20 protein-coding genes are annotated in these 22,954 nt (G+C 67.1%); 14 read left to right on the top strand and 6 right to left on the bottom strand.

What is annotated here, in order from left to right:
• The first annotated feature begins 40 nt into the window (after positions 1–40).
• From ABS45_RS04580 to ABS45_RS04525, 12 genes are all read left to right on the top strand, one after another.
• Entirely contained in the window at positions 41–1,615 is a 1,575-nt protein-coding gene (locus ABS45_RS04580) for a Re/Si-specific NAD(P)(+) transhydrogenase subunit alpha (RefSeq protein WP_291553471.1), read from the top strand.
• A gap of 30 nt (positions 1,616–1,645) precedes the next feature.
• Positions 1,646–3,061, top strand: coding sequence for a Re/Si-specific NAD(P)(+) transhydrogenase subunit beta (gene pntB / locus ABS45_RS04575; protein WP_291553469.1), 1,416 nt, complete (start codon positions 1,646–1,648; stop codon positions 3,059–3,061).
• Between the two features lie 147 nt (positions 3,062–3,208).
• Positions 3,209–4,888, top strand: coding sequence for a long-chain-fatty-acid--CoA ligase (locus ABS45_RS04570; RefSeq protein ID WP_291553468.1), 1,680 nt, complete (start codon positions 3,209–3,211; stop codon positions 4,886–4,888).
• A 10-nt stretch (positions 4,889–4,898) separates the two neighbouring features.
• Positions 4,899–5,639 carry a 5'-methylthioadenosine/adenosylhomocysteine nucleosidase gene (locus ABS45_RS04565; protein ID WP_291553466.1) on the top strand — a complete coding sequence of 247 codons (741 nt, stop codon included), beginning with the start codon at positions 4,899–4,901 and terminating at the stop codon, positions 5,637–5,639.
• Positions 5,640–5,813: 174 nt separating this feature from the next.
• Positions 5,814–6,617, top strand: a complete 804-nt coding sequence (locus ABS45_RS04560; protein WP_291553464.1) for a crotonase/enoyl-CoA hydratase family protein — start codon at positions 5,814–5,816, stop codon at positions 6,615–6,617.
• A gap of 26 nt (positions 6,618–6,643) precedes the next feature.
• A complete protein-coding gene (locus tag ABS45_RS04555) occupies positions 6,644–8,521 on the top strand; it encodes a feruloyl-CoA synthase (RefSeq protein ID WP_291553462.1) in 1,878 nt (625 codons plus the stop codon).
• 151 nt (positions 8,522–8,672) lie between these two features.
• The gene (locus ABS45_RS04550; protein ID WP_291553460.1) at positions 8,673–9,920 is read left to right on the top strand and encodes a thiolase family protein; all 1,248 of its coding nucleotides are present in this window, start codon (positions 8,673–8,675) and stop codon (positions 9,918–9,920) included.
• Positions 9,921–9,990: 70 nt separating this feature from the next.
• On the top strand, positions 9,991–10,755 hold the full coding sequence (locus tag ABS45_RS04545; RefSeq protein WP_291553458.1) for an SDR family NAD(P)-dependent oxidoreductase: 765 nt from the start codon (positions 9,991–9,993) through the stop codon (positions 10,753–10,755).
• A 14-nt stretch (positions 10,756–10,769) separates the two neighbouring features.
• The gene (locus tag ABS45_RS04540; RefSeq protein WP_291553457.1) at positions 10,770–11,183 is read left to right on the top strand and encodes a thioesterase family protein; all 414 of its coding nucleotides are present in this window, start codon (positions 10,770–10,772) and stop codon (positions 11,181–11,183) included.
• A gap of 54 nt (positions 11,184–11,237) precedes the next feature.
• The gene (locus tag ABS45_RS04535; protein WP_291553455.1) at positions 11,238–12,377 is read left to right on the top strand and encodes an ABC transporter substrate-binding protein; all 1,140 of its coding nucleotides are present in this window, start codon (positions 11,238–11,240) and stop codon (positions 12,375–12,377) included.
• Positions 12,378–12,436: 59 nt separating this feature from the next.
• Complete coding sequence (locus tag ABS45_RS04530; protein ID WP_291553454.1) at positions 12,437–14,137, top strand: acyl-CoA dehydrogenase family protein; 1,701 nt, start codon at positions 12,437–12,439, stop codon at positions 14,135–14,137.
• Positions 14,134–14,616: a MarR family transcriptional regulator gene (locus ABS45_RS04525; RefSeq protein ID WP_291553452.1), complete on the top strand. Its 483-nt coding sequence runs from the start codon at positions 14,134–14,136 to the stop codon at positions 14,614–14,616. Before ABS45_RS04530 ends, ABS45_RS04525 begins: the two co-directional genes overlap by 4 nt.
• 23 nt (positions 14,617–14,639) lie before the next feature.
• On the opposite strand, the gene corA is transcribed toward ABS45_RS04525, so the two are convergent.
• From corA to tsaB, 4 genes are all read right to left on the bottom strand, one after another.
• The gene (gene corA / locus ABS45_RS04520; RefSeq protein WP_291553450.1) at positions 14,640–15,626 is read right to left on the bottom strand and encodes a magnesium/cobalt transporter CorA; all 987 of its coding nucleotides are present in this window, start codon (positions 15,624–15,626) and stop codon (positions 14,640–14,642) included.
• A gap of 147 nt (positions 15,627–15,773) precedes the next feature.
• Positions 15,774–16,496 (bottom strand): uracil-DNA glycosylase family protein, encoded by a 723-nt coding sequence (locus ABS45_RS04515; RefSeq protein ID WP_291553448.1) that lies wholly within the window; start codon positions 16,494–16,496, stop codon positions 15,774–15,776.
• Positions 16,493–16,957: a ribosomal protein S18-alanine N-acetyltransferase gene (gene rimI / locus ABS45_RS04510; RefSeq protein WP_291553446.1), complete on the bottom strand. Its 465-nt coding sequence runs from the start codon at positions 16,955–16,957 to the stop codon at positions 16,493–16,495. The genes ABS45_RS04515 and rimI overlap by 4 nt, the downstream gene beginning before the upstream one ends.
• Positions 16,954–17,655, bottom strand: a complete 702-nt coding sequence (gene tsaB, locus ABS45_RS04505) for a tRNA (adenosine(37)-N6)-threonylcarbamoyltransferase complex dimerization subunit type 1 TsaB (protein WP_291553444.1) — start codon at positions 17,653–17,655, stop codon at positions 16,954–16,956. The genes rimI and tsaB overlap by 4 nt, the downstream gene beginning before the upstream one ends.
• Before the next feature lie 199 nt (positions 17,656–17,854).
• Between tsaB and dacB the strand changes: the two genes are divergently transcribed.
• Together dacB and ABS45_RS04495 are read left to right on the top strand one after the other, a co-directional pair.
• Positions 17,855–19,297, top strand: coding sequence for a D-alanyl-D-alanine carboxypeptidase/D-alanyl-D-alanine-endopeptidase (dacB, locus tag ABS45_RS04500; protein WP_291553442.1), 1,443 nt, complete (start codon positions 17,855–17,857; stop codon positions 19,295–19,297).
• A 43-nt stretch (positions 19,298–19,340) separates the two neighbouring features.
• The gene (locus ABS45_RS04495) at positions 19,341–20,447 is read left to right on the top strand and encodes an SGNH/GDSL hydrolase family protein (RefSeq protein ID WP_291553440.1); all 1,107 of its coding nucleotides are present in this window, start codon (positions 19,341–19,343) and stop codon (positions 20,445–20,447) included.
• A gap of 89 nt (positions 20,448–20,536) precedes the next feature.
• On the opposite strand, the gene ABS45_RS04490 is transcribed toward ABS45_RS04495, so the two are convergent.
• The gene (locus ABS45_RS04490; protein WP_291553439.1) at positions 20,537–22,744 is read right to left on the bottom strand and encodes a malate synthase G; all 2,208 of its coding nucleotides are present in this window, start codon (positions 22,742–22,744) and stop codon (positions 20,537–20,539) included.
• The gene (locus ABS45_RS04485) at positions 22,741–22,950 is read right to left on the bottom strand and encodes a hypothetical protein (RefSeq protein ID WP_291553438.1); all 210 of its coding nucleotides are present in this window, start codon (positions 22,948–22,950) and stop codon (positions 22,741–22,743) included. The genes ABS45_RS04490 and ABS45_RS04485 overlap by 4 nt, the downstream gene beginning before the upstream one ends.
• Positions 22,951–22,954 lie beyond the last annotated feature (4 nt).

The raw sequence follows: 22,954 nt of genomic DNA, 5'->3' as shown, positions 1-22,954 counted from the left end.
ACACCGCGCAGCCGCCTGCGCAACCCGAGGAGAAATCACCATGTTGATCGGAGTGCCCGCCGAGATCCTGGCCGGCGAAAAGCGCGTGGCCACCGTGCCCGATGCCGTTGAGAAGCTCATCAAGCTGGGCTTTGCGGTGGCGATTCAGTCGGGCGCCGGCGATGGCGCCAACTTCAGCGACGACGCCTATCGCGCCGCTGGGGCCGAGGTGCTGCCCGACGCCGCCACGCTGTGGGCGAAGTCGGACATCGTCTTCAAGGTGCGGCCTCCCTCCAGCGAGGAAGTGGCGCTGATGCCTGAAGGCCGCACGCTGATCGGCTTCATCTGGCCGGCGCAGCACCCCGAGCTGATGGAGCAGCTCAAGGCAAAGAAGGCCACGGTGCTGGCCATCGACTGCCTGCCGCGCACGCTCTCGCGCGCGCAGAAGATGGATGCGCTGACCTCCACGGCTGGCGTTTCGGGCTATCGCGCGGTGATCGAGGCGGCGAACGCCTTCGGGCGCTTCTTCAACGGCCAGATCACGGCTGCGGGCAAGGTGCCGCCGGCGCGAGTGTTCATTGCCGGCGCCGGCGTGGCGGGCCTGGCGGCGATTGGCACGGCGGCCAACCTGGGCGCCATCGTGCGCGCCAACGACACGCGCGCCGAGGTGGCCGACCAGGTCAAGTCGCTGGGCGGCGAGTTCGTCAAGGTGGACTACGAGGAAGAGGGCTCGGGCGGCGGCGGCTACGCCAAGGTGATGAGCGAGGGCTTTCAGGCCGCGCAGCGCCAGATGTACGCCACCGAGGCCCAAAGCGCCGACATCATCATCACCACCGCGCTGATCCCGGGCAAGCCAGCGCCCAAGCTCATTACCGCCGAGATGGTGCAGAGCATGAAACCCGGCAGCGTGATCGTGGACATGGCCGGCGAGCAGGGCGGCAACTGCGAGCTCACGGTGCCCGGCGAGGCGGTGGTGCGCCACGGCGTGACCATCGTCGGCTATACCGATCTGCCTTCGCGCCTGGCCAAGCAGTCGTCCACGTTGTACGCCACCAACCTGCTGCGCCTGACCGAAGAACTGTGCAAGGCCAAGGATGGGGTGGCCGTGGTCAACATGGAAGACGACGCGATCCGCGGCCTGACCGTCGCCAAGGATGGCGAGATCACCTGGCCCGCGCCGCCGCTCAAGCAGGCCCCGGCGCCCGCACCCAGGGCCGCGGCAGCGCCCATGCCTGAGAAAAAATCCAGCCACGGGCCGGGCGCGCCGATGTCAGGCAAGACGCTGTCCATCGTGTTCGCGGTGCTGGCGGTGCTGTTCTGGGCCATAGGCGCGTATGCGCCCACGGCCTTCCTCGGGCACCTGACGGTGTTCGTGCTCGCCTGCTTCATCGGCTACATGGTGGTGTGGAACGTCACGCCCTCGCTGCACACGCCGCTGATGAGCGTGACCAACGCCATCTCCAGCATCATCGCCATCGGCGCGCTGATCCAGATTGCGCCGCCCGGCATGGGTGAAAACGGGCGGCCGGACACGCTCATCCTCTGGCTGGCGTTTGCGGCGCTGGTGCTGACCGGCATCAACATGTTCGGCGGCTTTGCCGTCACCAAACGCATGCTGGCGATGTTCCGCAAGTAAGCCCAGAACCACCCGAGAAAGAGAACAACCATGTCTGCAAGCCTTGTGACGGTGGCCTACCTGGGTGCTGCCATCCTCTTCATCCTGAGCCTGGGAGGGCTCTCCAACCCCGAAACGTCCCGCCGCGGCAACCTGCTGGGCATGATAGGCATGGCGATTGCCGTGCTGGCCACGGTCTTCGGCCCGCGCGTGCACGCCTCGGGCATTGCCTGGATCATTGGCGCGCTGGTAATCGGCGGCGGCATCGGCCTGTGGGCCGCGCGCATCGTCAAGATGACGCAGATGCCCGAGCTGATTGCGCTGATGCACAGCCTGGTGGGCCTGGCCGCGTGCATCGTGGGCTTCGCCAGTTACGTCGATACCTCGATCCAGTTCACCGGGGTCGAGAAGATCATCCACGAGGTGGAGATCTACATCGGCATCCTGATCGGCGCCTACACCTTCTCGGGCTCGGTCATCGCTTTTGGCAAGCTGTCGGGCAAGATCGGCGGCAAGCCGGTACTGCTGCCCGCGCGCCACTGGCTCAACCTGGTGCTGCTGCTGGTGATGGTCTGGCTCGGTGGGCGCTTTCTTGCCGCGCCCGACGCGCAGGCCGGCATGGCACCGCTGCTGACCATGACGGTGATCGCACTGGTGCTGGGCGTGCACATGATCATGGCCATCGGCGGCGCGGACATGCCCGTGGTCATCTCCATGCTCAACAGCTATTCGGGCTGGGCGGCGGCGGCCACGGGCTTCATGCTGTCCAATGACCTGCTCATCGTCACCGGTGCGCTGGTGGGCTCCTCGGGCGCGATCCTGAGCTACATCATGTGCAATGCGATGAACCGCAATTTCGTCAGCGTCATTGCCGGCGGCTTCGGCTCCGGCGGCGGCGCAACGGCGGCGAAGAAGGGCGACCCTGCCGAGCCGCAGGGCGAGGTCACGCCCATCAGCGCGGCAGAGACCGCCGAGCTGCTGCGCGAGGCCAAGGAAGTGGTGATCGTCCCGGGCTACGGCATGGCCGTGGCCCAGGCGCAGCACACGGTGTATGAGATCACCCAGACGCTGCGCGAGAAGGGCGTGAACGTGCGCTTCGCCATCCACCCCGTCGCCGGCCGCATGCCAGGCCACATGAACGTGCTGCTGGCCGAGGCCAAGGTACCGTACGACATCGTGATGGAGATGGACGAGATCAACGAGGACTTCCCCGATACCGACGTGGCGATGGTCATTGGCGCCAACGACATCGTGAACCCCAGCGCGGCGGAAGACCCCACCAGCCCGATCGCCGGCATGCCGGTGCTCGAAGTCTGGAAGGCCAAGACCAGCATCGTGATGAAACGCTCCATGGCCTCGGGCTATGCCGGCGTGGACAACCCACTGTTCTACAAGGACAACAACCGCATGCTGTTTGGCGATGCCAAGAAGATGCTGGACGAGGTGCTGGTGGCGCTCAAAGGCTGAGGAATCCCTGCGCGGGGGGAGGAAACCCGCATTCACTCGCCCGGGGCGCAAAGGCATAATCGAGAAAAAAGCACGACCGTGCCTTTTCGCGGCGTGGGCTGCAGGGACGGTCAGACACCATCAACCCCGCAATCAGGAGACTGGACAATGACCGACCGCCCGTGGCTTGCCGCCTACCCGCAAGGCGTACCCGCCGATATCGACGCTTCGCAGTACCAGTCGCTGGTGCAGCTGATGGAGCAGGCCTTCCGGGATTTCGCCAATCGCACGGCCTACAGCTTCATGGGCAAGGACACCACGTTTGCGCAGACCGATGCGCAAAGCCGCCAGCTCGCGGCCTACCTGCAGAGCCTGGGCCTGGCGCGCGGCGCGCGCGTGGCGCTGATGATGCCCAACATTCCGCAGTACCCGGTGGCGGTGGCAGCGGTGCTGCGCGCGGGTTTCGTCGTGGTCAACGTCAACCCGCTCTACACCCCGCGCGAGCTGGAGCACCAGCTCAAGGATTCGGGTACCGAAGCCATCGTCATCATCGAGAACTTCGCCGCCACGCTGCAGGCCTGCATCGCCGCCACGCCGGTCAAGCATGTGGTGCTGTGCGCGATGGGTGACCGCCTGGGCCTGATCAAGGGCGCAATCGTCAACCACGTGGTGCGCAAGGTCAAAAAGCTGGTGCCGGCCTTCGAGCTGCCCGGCGCGGTGCGCTTCAACGACGCGCTGGCCAAGGGTGCGGGTGCCCGTTTCACCGCACCGGCCATCAAACCCGACGACATCGCTTTGCTGCAGTACACCGGCGGCACCACCGGCGTCTCCAAGGGCGCGGTGCTGCTGCACCGCAACATCATCGCCAACGTGTTGCAGTCCGAGGCCTGGAATGCGCCGGTGATGGCCAAGGTGCCGGAGGGCGAGCAGCCCACGAGCATCTGCGCGCTGCCGCTCTACCACATCTTCGCCTTCACGGTGAACATGATGCTGTCCATGCGCACCGGCGGCAAGACGGTGCTGATCCCCAACCCGCGCGACCTGGCCGCCACGCTCAAGGAGCTCTCCCAACACAAGTTTCACAGCTTTCCGGCGGTGAATACGCTGTTCAACGGGCTGGCCAACCACCCGGATTTCGCCACCGTGGACTGGAGCCATCTCAAGGTCTCGGTGGGCGGCGGCATGGCGGTGCAAAGCGCGGTGGCCAAGCTGTGGCTGGAGAAGACCGGCTGCCCGATCTGCGAGGGCTACGGTCTGTCGGAAACCAGCCCCTCGGCCAGCTGCAACCCGGTCACCTCCAAGGAGTTTTCCGGCACCATCGGCGTGCCCATCCCCAGCACCTGGCTGTGCATCCTCGATGACGAAGGCCACGACATCACCGCCAGCGGCCAGCCGGGCGAAATCGCGATCAAGGGGCCGCAGGTGATGGCCGGCTACTGGCAGCGCCCGGACGAGACCGCCAAGGTCATGACGCCCGACGGCTACTTCAAGACCGGCGACATCGGCACCATGGATGCACGTGGCTACTTCAAGATCGTCGACCGCAAGAAGGACATGGTGCTGGTGAGCGGCTTCAACGTCTACCCCAACGAGGTCGAGGACGTGGTGGCGCAGATGCCGGGCGTGATGGAATGCGCCGTCGTCGGCGTACCGGACGAGAAGACCGGCGAGGCCGTGAAGCTGGTGATCGTCAAGAAGGACCAGAGCCTGACCGAGGAGCAGGTGCGCCAGTTCTGCCACGAGAACCTCACCGGCTACAAGCGCCCCAAGGTGATCGAGTTCCGCACCGAGCTGCCCAAGACCCCCGTGGGCAAGATCCTGCGACGCATGCTGCGCGACAAGACCTGACCGCCAGCCAGTGACCACGGCCATCCTGAGCGCGCTGCCCGAAGAGCAGGGCGGTCTGGTCGCAGCCTTGCAGCAGCGACGCAGCGTTGCCCACGCCGGACGCAGCTTTCACACCGGCCTGCTGCAGGGCAGGCCAGCGGTGCTCGCGCTCTCGGGCATAGGCAAAGTCGCAGCGGCGATCACCGCCACGCTGCTGATCGAGCGCTTTGGTGCGCGGCGCATCGTCTTCACCGGCGTGGCGGGCGGCCTGGGCGATGGGGTGAAGGTGGGCGACATCGTGGTCGCACGCAGCACGCTGCAGCACGACATGGATGCCTCGCCGATCTTTCCCCGCTGGGAACTGCCGGGCCAGGGGCGCGCGCTGCTGCCCTGCGATCCCCAACTGAGCACTCTGCTTTTGGAAGCTGCTGGTGCAGGCGTGGCGGGCGCCAGCACGGGTTTTTTCTCAGATCCGGCAGTGCACGCCGGCCTCATCGTGAGCGGCGACCGCTTCGTCAGCACCGCCGTGGAATGCAGGCAGCTGCGCGCCAGCCTGCAGGCCGCGGGCCATGAGGCGCTGGCGGTGGAAATGGAAGGCGCCGCCGTCGCCCAGGCCTGCCACGACCACGACGTCGCCTGCGCCATCGTGCGCACGATCTCTGACCGCGCCGACGACAGCGCGCATGTCGATTTCAGCCGCTTTCTGCGCGAAGTGGCGAGCGGCTATTCCGAACGCATCATCACCGCGCTGATGCGCTCCGCGGCGCTCTGAGCGCGTGCAGCACGCGCGCCTCGCGCGCAACCACCCACCCGGCCTGACCCGCACGCCGTAGCACCGAAGCGGCGCGGCAGCGGCACGCATTTTTGCCCAAACCGAGGGTTTCCCCTAGTCAAACATACCGTTTTCCTACTTGTATTTAGTTATTGTTTATAAATAATTAAGGCCATGAACACCTCTGCCTTGCCCCGCTCCGAAGATCTGTCGGTGGAAATCACTGGCGAGCAAAGCCAGCTGGCCATCGTCACGCTGACGCGCACAGCCAAGCGCAACGCGATCTCCGACGGCCTGATCGCCGCCCTGCGCGATGCCTTTCAAAGCCTGCCTTCGACCGTGCGCGCAGCGGTACTGTGCGGCGCAGGAGAGCACTTCAGTGCCGGGCTGGACTTGTCCGAACTCAAGGAACGCGATGCAGGCCAGGGCCTGCACCATTCGCGCGGCTGGCATGTGGCGCTCGACGCCATCGAACACGGCCCGGTGCCGGTCGTCGCGGCGCTGCATGGCGCGGTGGTGGGCGGCGGGCTGGAATTGGCATCAGCCGCCCATATCCGCGTGGCCGATGCGACCACTTTCTACGCCCTGCCCGAAGGCCAGCGCGGCATCTTCGTCGGCGGCGGCGGCTCGGTGCGCATCCCCAAGCTGATCGGCGCGCACCGCATGCTGGACATGATGCTCACGGGCCGCGTGGTCAATGCCACCGAGGGCGAGCGCCTGGGTCTGGCGCAATACCTCGTGCCCGAGGGTGAGGCGCTGGCCAAGGCGCTGGCGCTGGCCGAGCGCATCGCCACCAATGCGCCGCTGACCAATTACGCGCTGATGCACGCGCTGCCACGCATCGCCGAGCAGTCGGCCGACCACGGCTACCTGACCGAGGCGCTGATCGCGGCGATCGCCCAATCCGCGCCCGAGGCCAAGCAGCGCGTGCGCGATTTCCTGGCCGGCAAGGCGGGCACCAAGGTCAAGAAGGCGTGAGCGCCCGCAATCCGCAGGAGACAGACATGAGCAGCCCGAAATTTCGCCCCCTGACTTTCGGCGTGACGCGCGTGACGGTGCGTGACGGCGACGGCGGCGTGCAGTACCTCGCGGCCGAGCAGGCGCTGCAGGCGTTCGATGCGCGCATGTCCGATGCGCTGGCGCGCTGGGCGCGCGAGACGCCGGATGCCACCTTCATGGCGCAGCGCGTGCGCGCGGCCGACGGCAGCCTGGGCGACTGGCGCCATCTGAGCTATGGCGAGGCGCTGGCCACGGCACGGCGCATCGGCCAGGCGCTGCTCGCACGCGGGCTCTCCGCCGAGCGTCCGGTGCTGATCCTGAGCGAAAACAGCCTGGAGCACGCGCAGCTGGCGCTGGCCTGCCTTTGGGTGGGCGTGCCGTGGGCACCGATCTCGCCGCCGTATTCGCTGGTGAGCAAGGATTTCGGCAAGCTGCGCCACATCATGGCGACACTCACGCCCGGCCTGGTCTGGGCCGACGATGGCGCGCGCTACGCCAGCGCCATCGCCGCCACCGTGCCGGCCGATTGCGAGGTGGTGCTCTCGCGCGGCGCCGACGCGCCAGCGCTGTCCGGGCGCGCCATCACGCCCTGGGCCGAACTCCTGGCCACCGAGGCAACGGATGCGGTGGACGCCGCGCAGGCCGCCACCGGGCCGGACACCATCCTCAAGTTTCTCTTCACCAGCGGCTCGACCAAGAACCCCAAGGCCGTCATCAACACCCACCGCATGTGGTGCGCCAACCAGCAGCAGATGCGCCAGTCCATGCCCATCCTGACGCAGGAAAAGCCGGTGCTGGTCGATTGGCTGCCATGGAACCACACCTTTGGCGGCAATCACAACGTCGGCATGGTGCTGGCCAATGGCGGCACGATGTACATCGACGACGGCAGGCCCACGCCTGCGCTGGTGGGCGAGACGCTGCGCAACCTGCGCGAGATCGCGCCGACGCTGTACTTCAACGTGCCCACGGGTTTTGACGCGATCGCGCAGGCCATGAAGCAGGACGCACAGCTGCGCCGCAAGCTGCTCTCGCGCGTGAAGATGTTCTTCTACGCCGGAGCGTCTCTGCCGCAGTCGGTCTGGGATGCGCTCACCGAAAGCGAAGAAGCCGAACTGGGCGAGCGCATCGTCATGGCCTGCGGCTTCGGCATGACCGAATCCTCGCCCTACGGGCTGTTTCCGACCAGTCCGAACATCCGCGCCGGCGAGCTCGGCGTGCCCACGCCGGGCATGCAGTGCAAGCTGGTACCAGTGGACGACAAGATCGAGCTGCGCTATCGCGGCCCCAACATCACGCCCGGCTACTGGCGCGCGCCCGAGGACACCGCCGCCTCGTTTGATGAAGAGGGCTTTTTCTGCACCGGCGACGCGGTGCAGTGGATGCATGCGGATGACCCGCACCAGGGCCTGCGCTTTGACGGGCGCATCGCCGAAGATTTCAAGCTCGCCACCGGCACCTTCGTGAGCGTCGGGCCGCTGCGCGCCAAGGCGATTGCCGCGGGTGCGCCCTACATCCAGGACGTGGTCGTCACCGGCCTCAACCGCAACGAGGTGGGTGCACTGGTGTTCACTACGGCGGCGGTGCGCGCGCTCGCCGGCCTGCCCGCCGACGCGCCGCTGGCGCAGGTGCTCGCGCACCCGGCGGTCACGGCTCGGTTCCAGCGCGTGGCAGACGATCTGGCCGCGCACGCCACCGGCAGCGCCAGCCGCATCGCGCGCCTGACGCTGCTGGCCGAGCCGCCCTCCATCGACCTGGGCGAGGTCACCGACAAGGGATCGATCAACCAGCGCGCCGTGCTCAAGGTGCGCGATGCGCTGGTGCAGGCGCTGTACGACGAGGCGCCGGGGGTCTCGGTCATCAAGCCGGGAGCGAAACCGTGACGCACCTGCTGGTTCCTCCCTCCCTCGCTGGGGGAGGGTTGGGGTGGAGGCCAGCAGCGCCAGAAGGCTCCACCGCTTGCACGCAAGCCCCCATCCCTGCCTTCCCCCAGCGGGGGAAGGAGCAAGCCCTGACTTTTGAAAGGAACTGACCATGGCCCAAAAAGGATTCTTCACCGCCTTCCACGACGTCTGGATGCTGGACGGCGTGCGCACGCCCATGGTCGACTACTGCGGCGCACTGGGCCACATCTCACCCACCGACCTGGGGATAAAGGCGGCGCGCGAGGCCCTGAAGCGCGCGGGCGTTGCTGCCGGCGACATCGGCTCGGTGGTCTGCGGCAACATGGCGCCGGGCGACTTCGACCAGTTCTTTCTGCCGCGCCACGTCGGCCTGTACGCCGGCGTGCCGATTGAAGTGCCGGCCATCATGGTGCAACGCATCTGCGGCACCGGCTTCGAGCTGTTTCGTCAGGCCGGCGAGCATGTGCAGGGCGGCGCCTGCGAGGCGGCGCTTGTCGTCGGCAGCGAGAGCATGACGCGCAACCCGATTGCCGCGTTCGATCACCGCACCGGCTTCAAGCTGGGCGCGCCGGTCGCCTTCAAGGACTACATGTGGGAGGCGCTCAAGGACCCGGCGCCCGGCATCAACATGATCCAGACGGCCGAGAACCTGGCGAAAAAATACGGCATCACGCGTGAGCAGGTGGATGCATTCGCCAGCGAATCTTTCGCCCGCGCCGTGGCGGCGCAGCAAAGCGGCTTCCTCGCCGGTGAGATCGTGTCCGTCGTCACCGAGAAATTCGAGCTCGAGGGCTACAAGCCGCGCAGCATCAAGTTGCAGGGCAAGACCGCCGAAGTGGCGCAGGACACACACCCGCGCCCCTCGCCCATCGAGGTGCTGGCCAGGCTGCGGCCAGTGTTCGAGGGTGGCGTGCAGACCGGCGGCAACTCGTCGGCGCTGGTCGATGGCGCAGCCGCGGCCGTAGTGGCCTCGGGCGCCTACGCAAAAGCGCAAGGCAAGCAGCCGCTGGCGCGCATCGTCGGCGCCGCGGCGGTGGGCGTGCCGCCCGAGATCATGGGCATAGGCCCGGCACCGGCGATTCGCCTGCTGCTCGAGCGCACAGGGCTCACGCTGGACGACATCGGCCGTATCGAAATCAATGAAGCACAGGGCGCGCAAACGCTGGCCGTGGCCAAGGAGCTCGGGCTCGATCTGGCCAGGCTCAACGTCAACGGCGGCGCCATCGCGCTGGGTCACCCGCTGGCCATGACCGGCGTGCGCCTGACCCTCACCGTGGCGCGCGAGATGCGCCGCGCGGGCGTCAAGTGGGGCATCAGCTCCGCCTGCGTCGGCGGCGGACAGGGCATGGCACTGCTGCTGGAGAACCCGGCGGTCTGAATTTCAATGAGAAAAGGCCTTTGGCGCTTGTGTGACAAGCGCTGATAGCTATCACATCAGGAGTATTTCAATGCAGATTCAGGGACAGGCAGCACTCGTGACCGGAGGCGGCTCCGGCCTGGGCGAGGCCACGGCGCGCGAACTGGCGCAGCGCGGTGCCAAGGTGACGGTGCTGGACATGCACCGTGAGCAGGCAGAGCGCGTCGCCAGGGAGATCGGTGGCCTGGCGATTGCGGTCGATGTGACCAGCAGCGAGGGCATGCGGGCCGCCATCGCCCAGGCCGCGGCGGCGCACGGCCCGGCGCGCATCCTGATGCAGATCGCCGGCATAGGCACGGCCAAGCGCGTGATCGGCAAGGACGGCAATGCCGCGCCGCTCGAAGACTTCATCAAGGTGGTGAACGTCAACCTGATCGGCACCTACAACGCCGCGCGCCTGTTTGCTGCCGCCTGTGCAAAGCTGGAGCCGATGGATGACGGCGAGCGCGGCGCGATGGTGTTCACCGCCAGCGTGGCCGCGTTCGACGGCCAGGTCGGCCAGCAGGCGTACAGCGCCAGCAAGGGCGGCGTGGTCGGCATGACGCTGCCGATGGCGCGCGACCTGGCGCAGCACGGCATACGGGTATGCACCATCGCGCCGGGACTGTTCGCCACGCCGCTGATGAAGACGCTGCCCGAGGCGGTACAGGCGTCGCTGGCGGCATCGATCCCCTTCCCGCCCCGCCTCGGCAAGCCCGAGGAGTTCGCCGATCTGGCATGCCACATCGTCACCAACGGGCACCTGAACGGCGAAGTCATCCGCCTGGACGGCGCGCTGCGCATGGCGCCGCGCTGAAAGGACTGCCCGCCATGAGCAAGACCACCGTCTACGAACTGAAGGTGATGTTCGGCGATTGCGATCCGGCCGGCATCGTCTTCTTCCCCAATTTCAGCAAGTGGATGGATGCCTCGTCGCTGGACTTCTTCCGCCAGTGCGGCGTGCCGCCGTGGCGTGAACTGAAAGAGTCGCACGGCATCATCGGCACGCCGCTCTTGGAGATCCACACCAAGTTCATGCGCCCCGCCACCTACGGCGACACGCTGCAGGTGCACACCAGCATCGAGAGCTGGGGCGCCAAGACCTTTGTGCAAAAGCACCGGGTGATGAACGGCGAGACCTTGCTGTGCGAAGGCCGCGAGACCCGCGCCTTCTGCATCCACCCCGAGGGCGGGCGCCTGCAGGCGATTCCCGTGCCCGATTTCATCAGGGAGCGCTGTGCCTGACGCAGGCCCGCGCGCCTCTTTCCCCTTTCTTCAACGCGCACTCCAGGAGACACCATGAAGCGCTTGCATCTCAAGGCCCTTGTGGCCGCCGCCGCCCTCGCCGCCAGCGGCGCGGCACTGGCCGACATCACCATTGGCGTGGTCGCGCCACTGACCGGCCCGGCCTCGGGCCTGGGTATTCCAGTGGGCAACCAGGTCAAGCTCTGGCCCAAGGAGATCGCGGGCGAGAAGCTCAACGTGATCGTGCTCGACGACGCCACCGATCCGACCAATGGCGTGAAGATCGCGCAGAAGTTCGTCACCCAGGACCATGTCGACGTCATCATGGGCTCGGTGGCAACGCCCGTGGCCGCCGCCATCTCGCAGGTGGCCGAGGAATCCAAGACGCCGCAGATTTCGTGGTCGCCGGTGGCCACACCCGCGGGCAAGGACCACTGGCTGTTTCGCCTGCCGCAGTCCAACGCGGTGATGGGCCATGCGGTGCTCGAGCACATGAAGAAACACGGCGTCAAATCCGTGGGCTTCCTCGGCTACAGCGACGCCTACGGCGAGACCTGGCTGGTGGACTTCAAGCCGCTGGCCGAGGCCGCTGGCATCCAGTTCGGCCCGGTGGAGCGCTTTGCGCGCGCCGACACCAGCGTGACCGGCCAGGCACTCAAGCTGGTCGCAGCCAACCCGCAGGCCATCCTCGTCGTGGCCTCGGGAAGCGGCGCAGCCATGCCCGAGGTGTCGCTGCGCGAGCGCGGCTACAAGGGGCTGGTCTACCAGACGCACGCGGCCGCCACCAGCGACCTGATGCGCGTGGGTGGCAAGGCGGTGGAAGGCACCTACGTGGTCTCGGGCCCGGCGGTGCTGGCCGAGCAGCTGCCCGATGCGCACCCCTCCAAGGCCGAGGCGATCAAGTTCGTGACGCAGTATGAAAAGGCCTACGGCCCGGGTTCGCGCAACCAGTTTGCCGGCCACGCCTATGACTCGATCATCGTGATGGAAAAGGCGGTGCCGATCGCACTGAAAACCGCCAAGCCCGGCACGCCCGAATTCCGCGCCGCGCTGCGCGACGCCTTCGAGCATATCGGCCGCACCGTGCTGGCCCATGGCGTGCTGGACTGGACCGCCAAGGACCACTGGGGCTATACCAACGACACCGGCGTGATGATGAAGGTGGTCGACGGCAAGTTCAAGGTTGAGAAGTAAAACCCGCCAAACCCCAATACAGAGCTGCGCAAGCAGCTCTTTTCTTGATAGGACTGTGCATGGCCGACTACCAACCAATCACCGCCGAGCGCACTTTCATTCTCGAGAACGTGCTGGGCGCCTCCAGCCAGTGGCAGCAGCTTGCGCCGTTCGCCGATATCGACGCCGCGCTGGCCACCCAGGTGCTGGGGGAAGCCGGCAAGTTCGTGGCGCAGGTGATCGCGCCGCTGAACCGCGTCGGCGATGAAGTCGGCGCGCAATGGCGCAAGGGTGCGGTCACCATGCCACCGGGCTTTGCCGACGCCTATCGCCAGTTCTGGCAGGGCGGCTGGCCGGCGCTCGCGGCCGATCCGGCTCATGGCGGTCAGGGGCTGCCGGCGGTGCTCGAAGCGCAGCTCTACGAGATGCTCAGCGGCGCCAACCACGGCTTCACCATGGCGCCCGGCCTGCTGCACGGCGCCTACGATTGCCTGCGCCACCACGGCAGCGAGTGGCTCAAGGCGCAGTACCTGGAAAAAATCGCCACCGGCGAATGGCTCGCCACCATGTGCCTGACCGAGCCGCAGGCGGGCAGCGACCTGGGTCTGGTCAGCACCCGCGCGCTGCCACAGGCCGATGGCTCGCACCTCATCAGCGGCAGCAAGATCTTCATCAGCAGCGGCGAAAACGACCTCGCCGACAACATCGTGCACCTGGTGCTGGCGCGCGAGCCCGGTGCGCCCGCCGGCCCCAAGGGCTTGTCGCTGTTCCTGGTGCCCAAGTTCTACCCCGATGGCACGCGCAGCGCCGTCACCTGCGAGGGCATCGAGGAAAAAATGGGCCTGCATGCCAGCCCCACCTGCGCAATGCGCTTCGACAACGCGCGCGGCTGGATCGTCGGCGCGCCGGGCGGCGGCCTGGCAGCGATGTTCGTGATGATGAACGCGGCGCGCCTGCATGTGGCGCTGCAGGGACTGGGGCTGCTCGATGCCGCCTGGCAGAAGGCCGACGCCTACGCGCGCGAGCGCCGCCAGATGCGCGCGCCGGGCGCAAGCGCCGCCAGCCTGCTGATCGAACACCCGGCGATGCGCCGCATCCTCGACACCCAGCGCGCCTGGATAGACGCCGGCCGCGTGCTGGCCTACCAGACGGCGCTGGAGCTCGACATCGCACGCCACCATCCGGATGCTGCGCGCCGAGCCCAGGCCGAGCACTGGTGCGCGCTCACCACGCCGGTGATGAAGGCCGCCTTCACGCACCAGGCGTTTCATGGCGCCAGCGATTGCCTGCAGGTCTTCGGTGGTCACGGCTATGTGCGTGAATCGGGCATCGAGCAGCATGTGCGCGATGCCCGCGTGACCATGATCTACGAGGGCACCAACGAAATCCAGGCGATCGACCTGCTGGTGCGCAAGGTGCTGGCCGACGGCGGCCAGAACTGGTGCACATGGCTGGAAGAACTCGCACAGCCGCTGGGCAAAACCGCCCTGGCGGCATTGGCGCGCACCCATTTGCAGGCACTGCGGGCGCTGACGCCGGAATTGGTGGCAGCCTGCCACGCCGATGCGGCGCTGCCCTATGAGGTGGCGGACGACTACCTGCGCGCCGCCGCCGTGGCCCTGCTGTGCTGGGCCGGCAGCCGCATTGAGGCCACCGCAGATAGCTGCGGGGAGCCCGCACGCTGGCATGCGCCCCTGCAGGCGCTGCAGCGCTGGATCGCCCCCGAGCTGCCCATGCGTTGTGCGATCATCAGCCACCGATTGCCCGCTGCCGCCCCGTGACCGCCTCTTCCGACTCCGTTGCCGCCGTTGATCCTTGCGCCGCCGTCGATACGGTGGACGCCAGCTTCCTGCAAACCCTGCTGGGCTTCAACGCCCGCATGGTGGCGCTCAAGGCCATCGGCGCCTTCCTCGCGTGCATGGCGCCGTACAAGCTGCGCATCGTCGATTTCTCCATCCTCTCGATCGTGCACCACAACCCGGGCGTGACCTCGCGCCAGCTCTGCGACACGCTCAACCTGCTGCCACCCAATCTGGTGGGCAAGATTGCCGCGCTGGAAAAGCGTGGCCTGCTGCTGCGCCATCCGCATCCGCAAGACGGCCGTGCGCTCGGTCTGCACCTGACCGAGGCCGGTTACGCGTTGATGCGGGAGGTCGAGCCACTGGTCAGCGCACAGGAAGCCAAGATTGCCTCCGCCCTCACGGCCCACGAGCGGCAGACGTTGATGCGGCTGCTGTGCAAGGTCTACGCCGCCGACTGACGCCCGGTCATACGGCTTGGCATTCAAGCCAGCCAACCGCGCTTGCGAAAGTACAGCATGGGCCCCAGGGCGCTGAGGACCATGAGCACGACGGCATACAGATAGCCATGCTCCCACTCCAGCTCGGGCATGGCGCGAAAGTTCATGCCGTAGACGCTGGCGATCAGCGTCGGCGGCAGCAGCGCGACGCTTGCGACCGAGAAGATCTTGATGATCTTGTTCTGGTTGATGTTCAGGAAACCGACCGTCGCATCCATCAGGAAGTTGATCTTGTCGAACAGGAACTGCGTGTGGCTGTCGAGCGACTCGATGTCGCGCAGGATCTGGCGCGCGTCCTCGAACTGCTCGGCGTTGAGCATGCGGCTACGCATCATGAAGCTCACGGCGCGGCGCGTGTCGAGCATGTTGCGCCGGATGCGCCCATTCAGGTCTTCTTCCCAGGCGATGTCGGCCAGCACCTGCTGCGCGTGGCTGTCGGTCATCTGGCCTTCGAGCACCTGGGTACTGACTTTTTTCAGCTCGTCGTAGATGCCCTCGAGCGTGTCGGCCGAATACTCCACGTCGGTGTCGAAGAGGTTGAGCAGCGCCTCCTTGGCGTCGGCGATCAGGCCCGGTGCGCGGCGCGCACGCATGCGCACCAGGCGAAACACCGGGATGTCTTCCTCATGGATGGAGAAGAGTACGCCGCAGCTCTTGAGCTCGGTGTTGTGCTGGTTCAGGATGAAGGCCACGCGCACCGAGCGCGGGTCGTCGTCGTCATCAATGAGGAAGTCGCTGCGGATGTGCAGCTCACCGTTGTCTTCCTCATAGAAGCGCGCCGACTCCTCGATGTCGTCGTCCATTGCGTCTTCGGGAATCGACAGGCCGTAGTGCTGGGCCACCCAGCGCTTTTCCTCGCGCGTCGGCGATTCGAGGTCGACCCAGATCGGCTTGAACCGGGCGAGCTCGTCCAGCGATTCGATTTCTTCCTGAACCAGTCGGCCGTTGACCAGCGAAAAGATGTTGAGCATGGCTCACGCTCTCCCTGAAGTGGTGTGCTGCGGTAGGGGTGGGGGCGCTTTCGGTACCCCCTGGCCGCATTACCCGGGCCGGGAGGCCGAAAGCCGGCAACTGGGGCTGGCTTCCACGGAGCTGTCTCCTGATGATTGAACGGGCGATTATCGCACCGCATCCGCCAACGCCATCGCGCGCTGCAGGTCGGCCCAGGCATCGCGCTTGGCCGATTTCTGGCGCAGCAGATCGGCCGGCGCGTAGCTGACGACCAGCGGCGTGCCGCCTGCCAGGCGGTGCTCGCTGACGCGCAGTCGCCCCAGCGGCTCGCTGCCGCCGAGCACGGCGCGGGCAGCGCCCAGGCCCAGCGCCAGCACCACCACCGGCTGCACCTGCTGCATCGCTTGGGCGAGCCGCTCCTCGTTTTCCTGCGCCATTGCCGGCGCGCGGCGCACCGGCGCCACGAAAACGCGGGGGTTGTCCGCCAGCTGCATGGCACGCAGCATGTTGAGCAGCAAATCACCGGCCTCACCGGCGCGCGGCGCATCGGGCGTCGGTGTCTCCAGCACCACCATCCAGGCCGGCCCGGCAGGTCCAGCGTCAGGCGGCACATCGGGGTAGAGCGGCTGGGGAGCATCCAGCTGCCAGATCGGCGCGGTGCGGGCGGCGGGTGCCACCGCAGCCACGGGCGCCGGAACAGGCGCAACCGCGGCGCGCCGGGCGGGCGCGGTGGAGCCGGGTGGCGCAGACGGGGCAAAAGGCGCCGGTGCCTGCCGCACCGGGGCCGTCACCGCGGCGACGGTGGCAGCAGCGGGCGCGGGTTCTTCGGGCTGCCAGACCCGCACTCCCATTTCGGCCAGCATGGCGCGCTGACGGCTGTCGAGCTTCATAGCGTCAGGCTCATCACGACGGCATCTTCACGTCCACCGCCCAGCATCGGGTAGTAGCCGCGACGCACGCCGACGCTGCGAAAGCCGCCAGCGGTGTAGATGCCGCGCGCGCGCTCATTGCTCACGCGCACCTCCAGCCACAGCGCCTGCGCGCCCCGCCCGCGCGCCCAGAGCGCGATGGCGTCCAGCATCACGCGCGCCCAGCCCTGGTGCTGCCAGGCGGGAGCGACGGTGATGTTGAGCAGATGCGCCTCTGCCACGCCCATCATCACGACAAAATAACCCAGCAGCTCGCCGCCCGCCACCAGCGCCTGACACTGGTAGCCGGCGTTGATCGAATCGAGGAAGTTGCCGCGGCTCCAGGGTTCGGGATAGGCCTGCAGCTCGATCGCCATCAGCGCGTCCAGATGCCTGAGCGCCAGCGGCTCAAAGCCGGCTTCGGGACGTGGCAGCGCGCTCACGCCGCCTGCTCCTTGCGCGCCGCGCGCTCGGCCGTGGTCTGCGCCACCTTGTCGCGCACGTACAGCGGCAGCGCCGCATCGGCGGCCACCGCCTGACCGGCGGCCAGCAGCACCGGCGCCAATCGCAGCAAGGCGGTGGCGGTGGGCAGCGCGGCCACCTGCGCGGCGCCCGGTGCCAGGCGTGCCCCATGGACCGCGGCGGCGTTGCCCGCCAGCGTCCAGCCCGCCGGCACCTGCACGGCCTCTGGCGCCAGCAGGTGCAGTTCGCCCTGCAGCGCCCAGCGCTGCTGCGCGGCGCTCCAGGCACAGGCGGCGGTGTAGACCTCGTCCATGCGCGCATCCAGCGTGGCGATCACCCGGGCGCAGCCCTGGGCGGCACGTGCCTCCTCCGCCACCGCCAGCAGCGTAGGCACGGGCAGCACCGGCAGGCCTGCGCCGCCGCGCGCACCAAACGCCAGGCCCTGCGCCACCGCGCAGGCGGTGCGCAAGCCGGTGAACGAACCCGGGCCCTGGCCGAACACGATGGCGTCCAGCGCGTCCAGCGCCGTGCCTGCCTGCTGCAGCAGCGCCAGAATGGCGGGAATCAGCGTGTGCGAGGCCTGCGCCCCGCCCGCGCCGGCATGCGTGAACACCCGGCCGTCCAGCGCCAGCGCGATGGACAGGTGCTCGGTGCTGGTATCAAAGGCAAGCAGGCGCATGGTGGCGCAATTATCCCGTCTCAGGAGGCTGTCGGACTTGAGGCGTCGAAAGCGAAAATTGGCCCCAGCGAGCACAGTTTTTGCCGGATTTGCAGCCCAATAGCGGGGCTATTGGGCAAAAAGACGGTGAAAAATGGGCCGCTGCGGACAATTTGTAGCCGACGATTCTCAAGCCCGACTGCCTCCTTAAACTCGCGCCATGCCCCATCTGCGCATCCTCCGCTTCCTTCTTTGCCTTTGCCTGAGCGCCTGCTGGATCGGCGCCGTTCACGCACAGAAAACCCCGGCTACCGGCCTGCCCGCAACAGTGCAGGCGGCGCTGCAGCGCGCCAAGGTGCCACCGGAGGCGCTGTCGGTTGTCGTCCTGCCGGCCGATGGGCAAGCGCCGCGCCTGGCCTGGCAGGCGGACGTGGCACGCAACCCGGCCTCGGTGATGAAACTCGTCACCACCTATGCGGCGCTGGAGCTGCTGGGGCCGGCCTTCACCTGGCAAACGCCGGTGTTCATCGACGGGCCCGTGACCGATGGCGTGCTGCGAGGCAACGTGGTCCTCCAAGGCGTGGGCGACCCCAAGCTCGTTGCCGAGCGCCTGTGGCTGATGCTGCGCCGCCTGCAGGGCCAGGGCATACGCGCCATCCAGGGCGACATCGTGCTGGACCGAAGCGCCTTTACCGTGCCGGTGCGCGACGCGGGCGAGTTCGATGGCGAGCCCTGGCGGCCCTACAACGTGGCGCCGGATGCGCTGCTGGTGAATTTCAACGCGCTGACGCTGGATTTCATCCCCGATGCTGCCGCGGGCGTGGCGCATGTCGCGTTCGAGCCGCCGCTGGCAGCGATGCAGGTGCCCGCCTCGGTAGCGCTGGCACCCCAGGGAACGGCCTGCGGCGATTGGCGCGCGGGGCTGCAGGCCGATTTTGCGCAGCCCGGGCGCATCGTGCTGGCGGGCAGCTATCCGCTGGCCTGCGGCGAAAAGCTCTGGTCGGTGGCACCGGCGGAGCCGCAGCGCTTCGGGGCCCGCGCCATCGCCGGCATGTGGCAGCAGCTCGGCGGCCAGTTGAGCGGTCAGGTGCGGGATGGCGCGCTGCCGCAGGGCCTCAAGCCCGCCTTCGTTTCCACCTCACCGTCGCTTGCCGAGGTAATCCGCGACATCAACAAGTTCAGCAACAACGTGATGGCGCAGCAGCTGCTGCTGACGCTGGGTCTGCAGGAAAGCGGCAGCGGCAGCCTGCAGAGCGCCCATGCGGCGCTGGCCCAGTGGTGGGCGGCGCATGGCGGCTCGGCCGACGAGCTGGTGATGGACAACGGCGCCGGCCTGAGCCGCGAAGGGCGCATCACCGCGCAGGCGCTGGCGCGCCTGCTGCTGCAGGCCTGGGAATCACCGGTGATGCCCGAGCTGCTGTCCTCGCTGCCGATTTCGGGCATGGACGGCACGCTGCGCCGGCGCAAGGGCCGCGCGCAGGGCACCGCCCACCTCAAGACCGGCACGCTGCGCGACGTGGCGTCCATCGCCGGGGTGGTGCACGGCGCCAGCGGTCGGCGCTACGTGCTGGTGGCGCTCATCAACCACCCCAACGCGATGGCGGCACGAACGGCGCTGGATGCGCTCGTCGACTGGGCCTGGGCAGATCGGTCAGCCCCCTAGAATGCCACCGGCAACCCTGCTCTCGATTTCACAGGAGACCTTCATGAAACACATGCGCTGGATCGCTGCGGCAGCGGCAAGCATCCTGCTGGCTGCCTGCGGCGGCGGCAGTATCGATATCGTTCATCCGGTCAAGGTGGCTGGCGACAGCCTGGCCGACAGCGGCACCTTCGGCTACAAGTTCACGGTACAGGGCACGGCGCGCACCGGCACCGGCTCCACACCCATCTGGCCGGAAATCATCGCCAGCGAGAATTTTTCCAGTCTGTGCCCGCACTACGTGGCCACCAGCGTCAGCACCTTCAACGCCAACGACAAGTGCACCAACTACGCCATCGGCGGCGGGCGCATCAACAACCTGAAGGACCCGACCTCGCCAGTCTCCATCACCCAGCAGCTCAAGGCGATGGGCGCCGCCGGGTTCGACAAGAACGACATCGTGCTGATCGACGGCGGCGGCAATGATGCCGCAGACCTGATCAAGGCCTTCCTTGCGGCCGCGGGCGACAAGGGCGCGAGCTTCGCTGCCATGCTGACGACCGTGCTGGACCCTGCCACCGTGCAGACCCTGCTGGCGCAGGGCCAGACCGGCATGGCGCAAGCCGGCGGCCTGTACATGCAGGCGCTGGCGACGCAGTTTGCCGGCACGATCAAAACCAATGCCGTGGACAAGGGTGCCCCGCGCGTGGTGGTGCTCAACGTACCCGACGTGACGCTCACGCCGCAGTTCGGCTTTGTGCTGGCCGCGATTGCGCAGCAGCAGGGCCCCGAAGCAGCCGCGCAGCTCAAACAAGTGTTCGGCGGCTGGGTGCAGGCCTTCAACACGACGCTGGGCGCGAGCTTCAAGGACAGCAAGACCGTGGGCGTGGTCGATTTCGACGGCACGCTCAAGGCCATGGTGGCCAAGCCCGCGGACTTCGGTCTCACCAATACCGCCACCCCCGCCTGCCCGGTGGTGGGCCAGGACAGCAGCGGCCTGCCGGAATACGACTTCCCGACCTGCACTGCCGCCGCGCTGTCGGCGCAAACCCCGCCGGTGGGCGCCACGGGCGGCGCCAACTGGTGGAAAACCTGGTTGTTCTCCGATTCCTTTCACCCCACGCCGCGCGGCCATGAGCTGATGGCCGACGCGGTGCGCAAGCTGCTCTGAGATCCAGCAAAAACGGCGGTTTGATTCAATATCAAAACCGCCGTTTGCGCTGACCTGGCAAGCGCTGTCAGCTATCTAACCAGAAGCGCTCAAGCCTTCTTTTGCGCCGCCTTGCGCTTCTGGCGCCAGGCGTGCAGCAGCGGTTCGGTGTAGCCGCTGGGCTGGCTCAATCCCTTGAACACCAGATCGCAGGCGGCCTGGTAGGCCATGGATTCGCCATAGCGGTCGTGCATACGCTCGTACAGCGGATCACCACCGTTCTGCTGATCGACCTTGGCGGACATGCGCTCGAAGGTGGCGCGTACCTGGCCTTCGCTGACCACGCCATGCAGCAGCCAGTTGGCCACATGTTGGCTGGAGATGCGCAGCGTGGCGCGGTCTTCCATCAGGCCGATGTCGTGGATGTCGGGCACCTTGGAGCAGCCCACGCCCTGATCGACCCAGCGCACCACGTAGCCCAGGATGCCCTGGATGTTGTTGTCCAGTTCCTGCTGCTTTTCCTCATTGCTCCAGTTCGGGTTGCTGGAGACCGGCACCGTGAGCAGGCCGGTGAGCAGGGTATCGCGCTCGGCATCGGCATTGGTTTTCTCCAGCGCCTGCTGGATCGCGGCCACATTGACCTGGTGGTAGTGCAACGCGTGCAGCGTAGCGGCCGTGGGGCTGGGCACCCAGGCGGTGTTGGCACCGGCCTTGGGGTGGCCGATTTTTTGCTCCAGCATGGCCTTCATCAGGTCGGGCATGGCCCACATGCCCTTGCCGATCTGCGCCTTGCCACGCAGGCCCATGCCGAGACCCACGAGCACGTTGCTTTTCTCGTAGGCAGCGATCCAGGCGCTGGTCTTCATCTCGCCCTTGCGGATCATGGGGCCGGCGTGCATCGAGGTGTGCATCTCGTCGCCGGTGCGGTCCAGGAAGCCGGTGTTGATGAAGGCGATGCGGCTGGGGGCGGCGGCGATGCAGGCCTTGAGGTTGACGCTGGTGCGGCGTTCCTCATCCATGATGCCGAGCTTGACGGTGCTCTCGGCCAGGCCCAGCACCTGCTCGACGCGGGCGAAAATTTCGCTGGCAAAGCCGACTTCCGCCGGACCGTGCATCTTGGGCTTGACGATGTAGACGCTGCCGCTGCGCGAGTTGCGGATGCCGTTGGCACCGCCCAGGCCCTTCAAATCATGCAACGCGATCGTGGTGGTGATCATCGCGTCCAGGATGCCCTCGGGAATCTCGCGGCCTTCCGCGCCCCAAAGGATGGCCGGGTTGGTCATCAAATGGCCGACGTTGCGCACGAACAGCAGCGAGCGCCCGGGCAGCACGATCTCGCCGCCCTTGGCGCCGACGTAGCGCCGGTCGGGGTTGAGCCCGCGCGTCATGGTCTTGCCGCCTTTTTCGAAGGTTTCTGTCAGCGTGCCGCGCAGGATGCCCAGCCAATTGCGATAGCCCAGCACCTTGTCTTCGGCGTCCACTGCGGCAATCGAATCTTCCAGGTCCAGGATGGTCGAAAGCGCCGCTTCCACCACCACGTCCGCCACGCCGGCCGCGTCGCTCTTGCCGATCGCGGTGGCGCGGTCGATGCGAATGTCCACGTGAATGCCGTGGTTCACCAGCAGCACGCCGGACGGCGCTGCTGCCTCACCCTGGTAGCCGACGAACTGCGCCGGGTTCTTGAGCCCGGTCTTTGCGCCGCCCTGGAGCGTCACCGCGAGCTGCCCGCCTTCGATGGCGTAGCCGCTCGCATCCTTGTGCGATCCGCTCGCCAGCGGCACCGCCTGATCCAGAAAATTGCGCGCGTATTCGATCACCCTGGCGCCGCGCACCGGGTTGTAGCCCTTGCCCTTCTCGGCGCCGCCCTCCTCGGCGATCACGTCGGTGCCGTAGAGCGCGTCGTACAAACTGCCCCAGCGCGCATTGGCGGCATTGAGCGCGTAGCGCGCGTTCAATATCGGCACCACCAGCTGCGGGCCGGCCTGGATGGCGAGCTCCGCATCGACGTTCCTGGTCGTCGCCTGCACGCCCTGGGGCGGCGCCACCAGGTAGCCAATCGTCTCCAGAAACTTGCGGTAGGCCGCCATGTCGCGGATAGGGCCGGGATTGGCCTTGTGCCAGGTATCGAGCTCGGTCTGCAGACGATCGCGCTCGGCCAGCAGCGCGGCGTTCTTGGGCGCCAGATCGGCGACCAGCGCATCAAAGCCCTTCCAGAAGGCCTCTTGCGCCACGCCGGTGCCGGGCAGCACCTCGGCATTGATGAATTGGTAAAGCTCGTCGGCCACCTGCAGGCCGTGAATGCGGGTACGTGCGGTCATGGAAAACCCCTGAAAACGATGGAGATGCCGGGACAGCCGTCCGGCTTGGATTGGTGTGGGTGGGACTTTATTACAAATATTTCTGAAGATAAATAAGCAAATTTACGCTGTACCTGTGACTTTTTTGCAAAAATAACCGCTGCAATGATGGAATCTCTTATAAATTTCATAGTTGCAAGCGCATACTGGAAGAGCGCTGCAGCCATTTTT

It is taken from the genome of Comamonas sp. SCN 65-56 (assembly GCF_001724135.1).
Classification (GTDB): Bacteria; Pseudomonadota; Gammaproteobacteria; order Burkholderiales; family Burkholderiaceae_C; genus Comamonas_C.
Note: the sequence above shows the minus strand (reverse complement) of the source record. Positions and strands in the feature narration are given on the sequence as shown.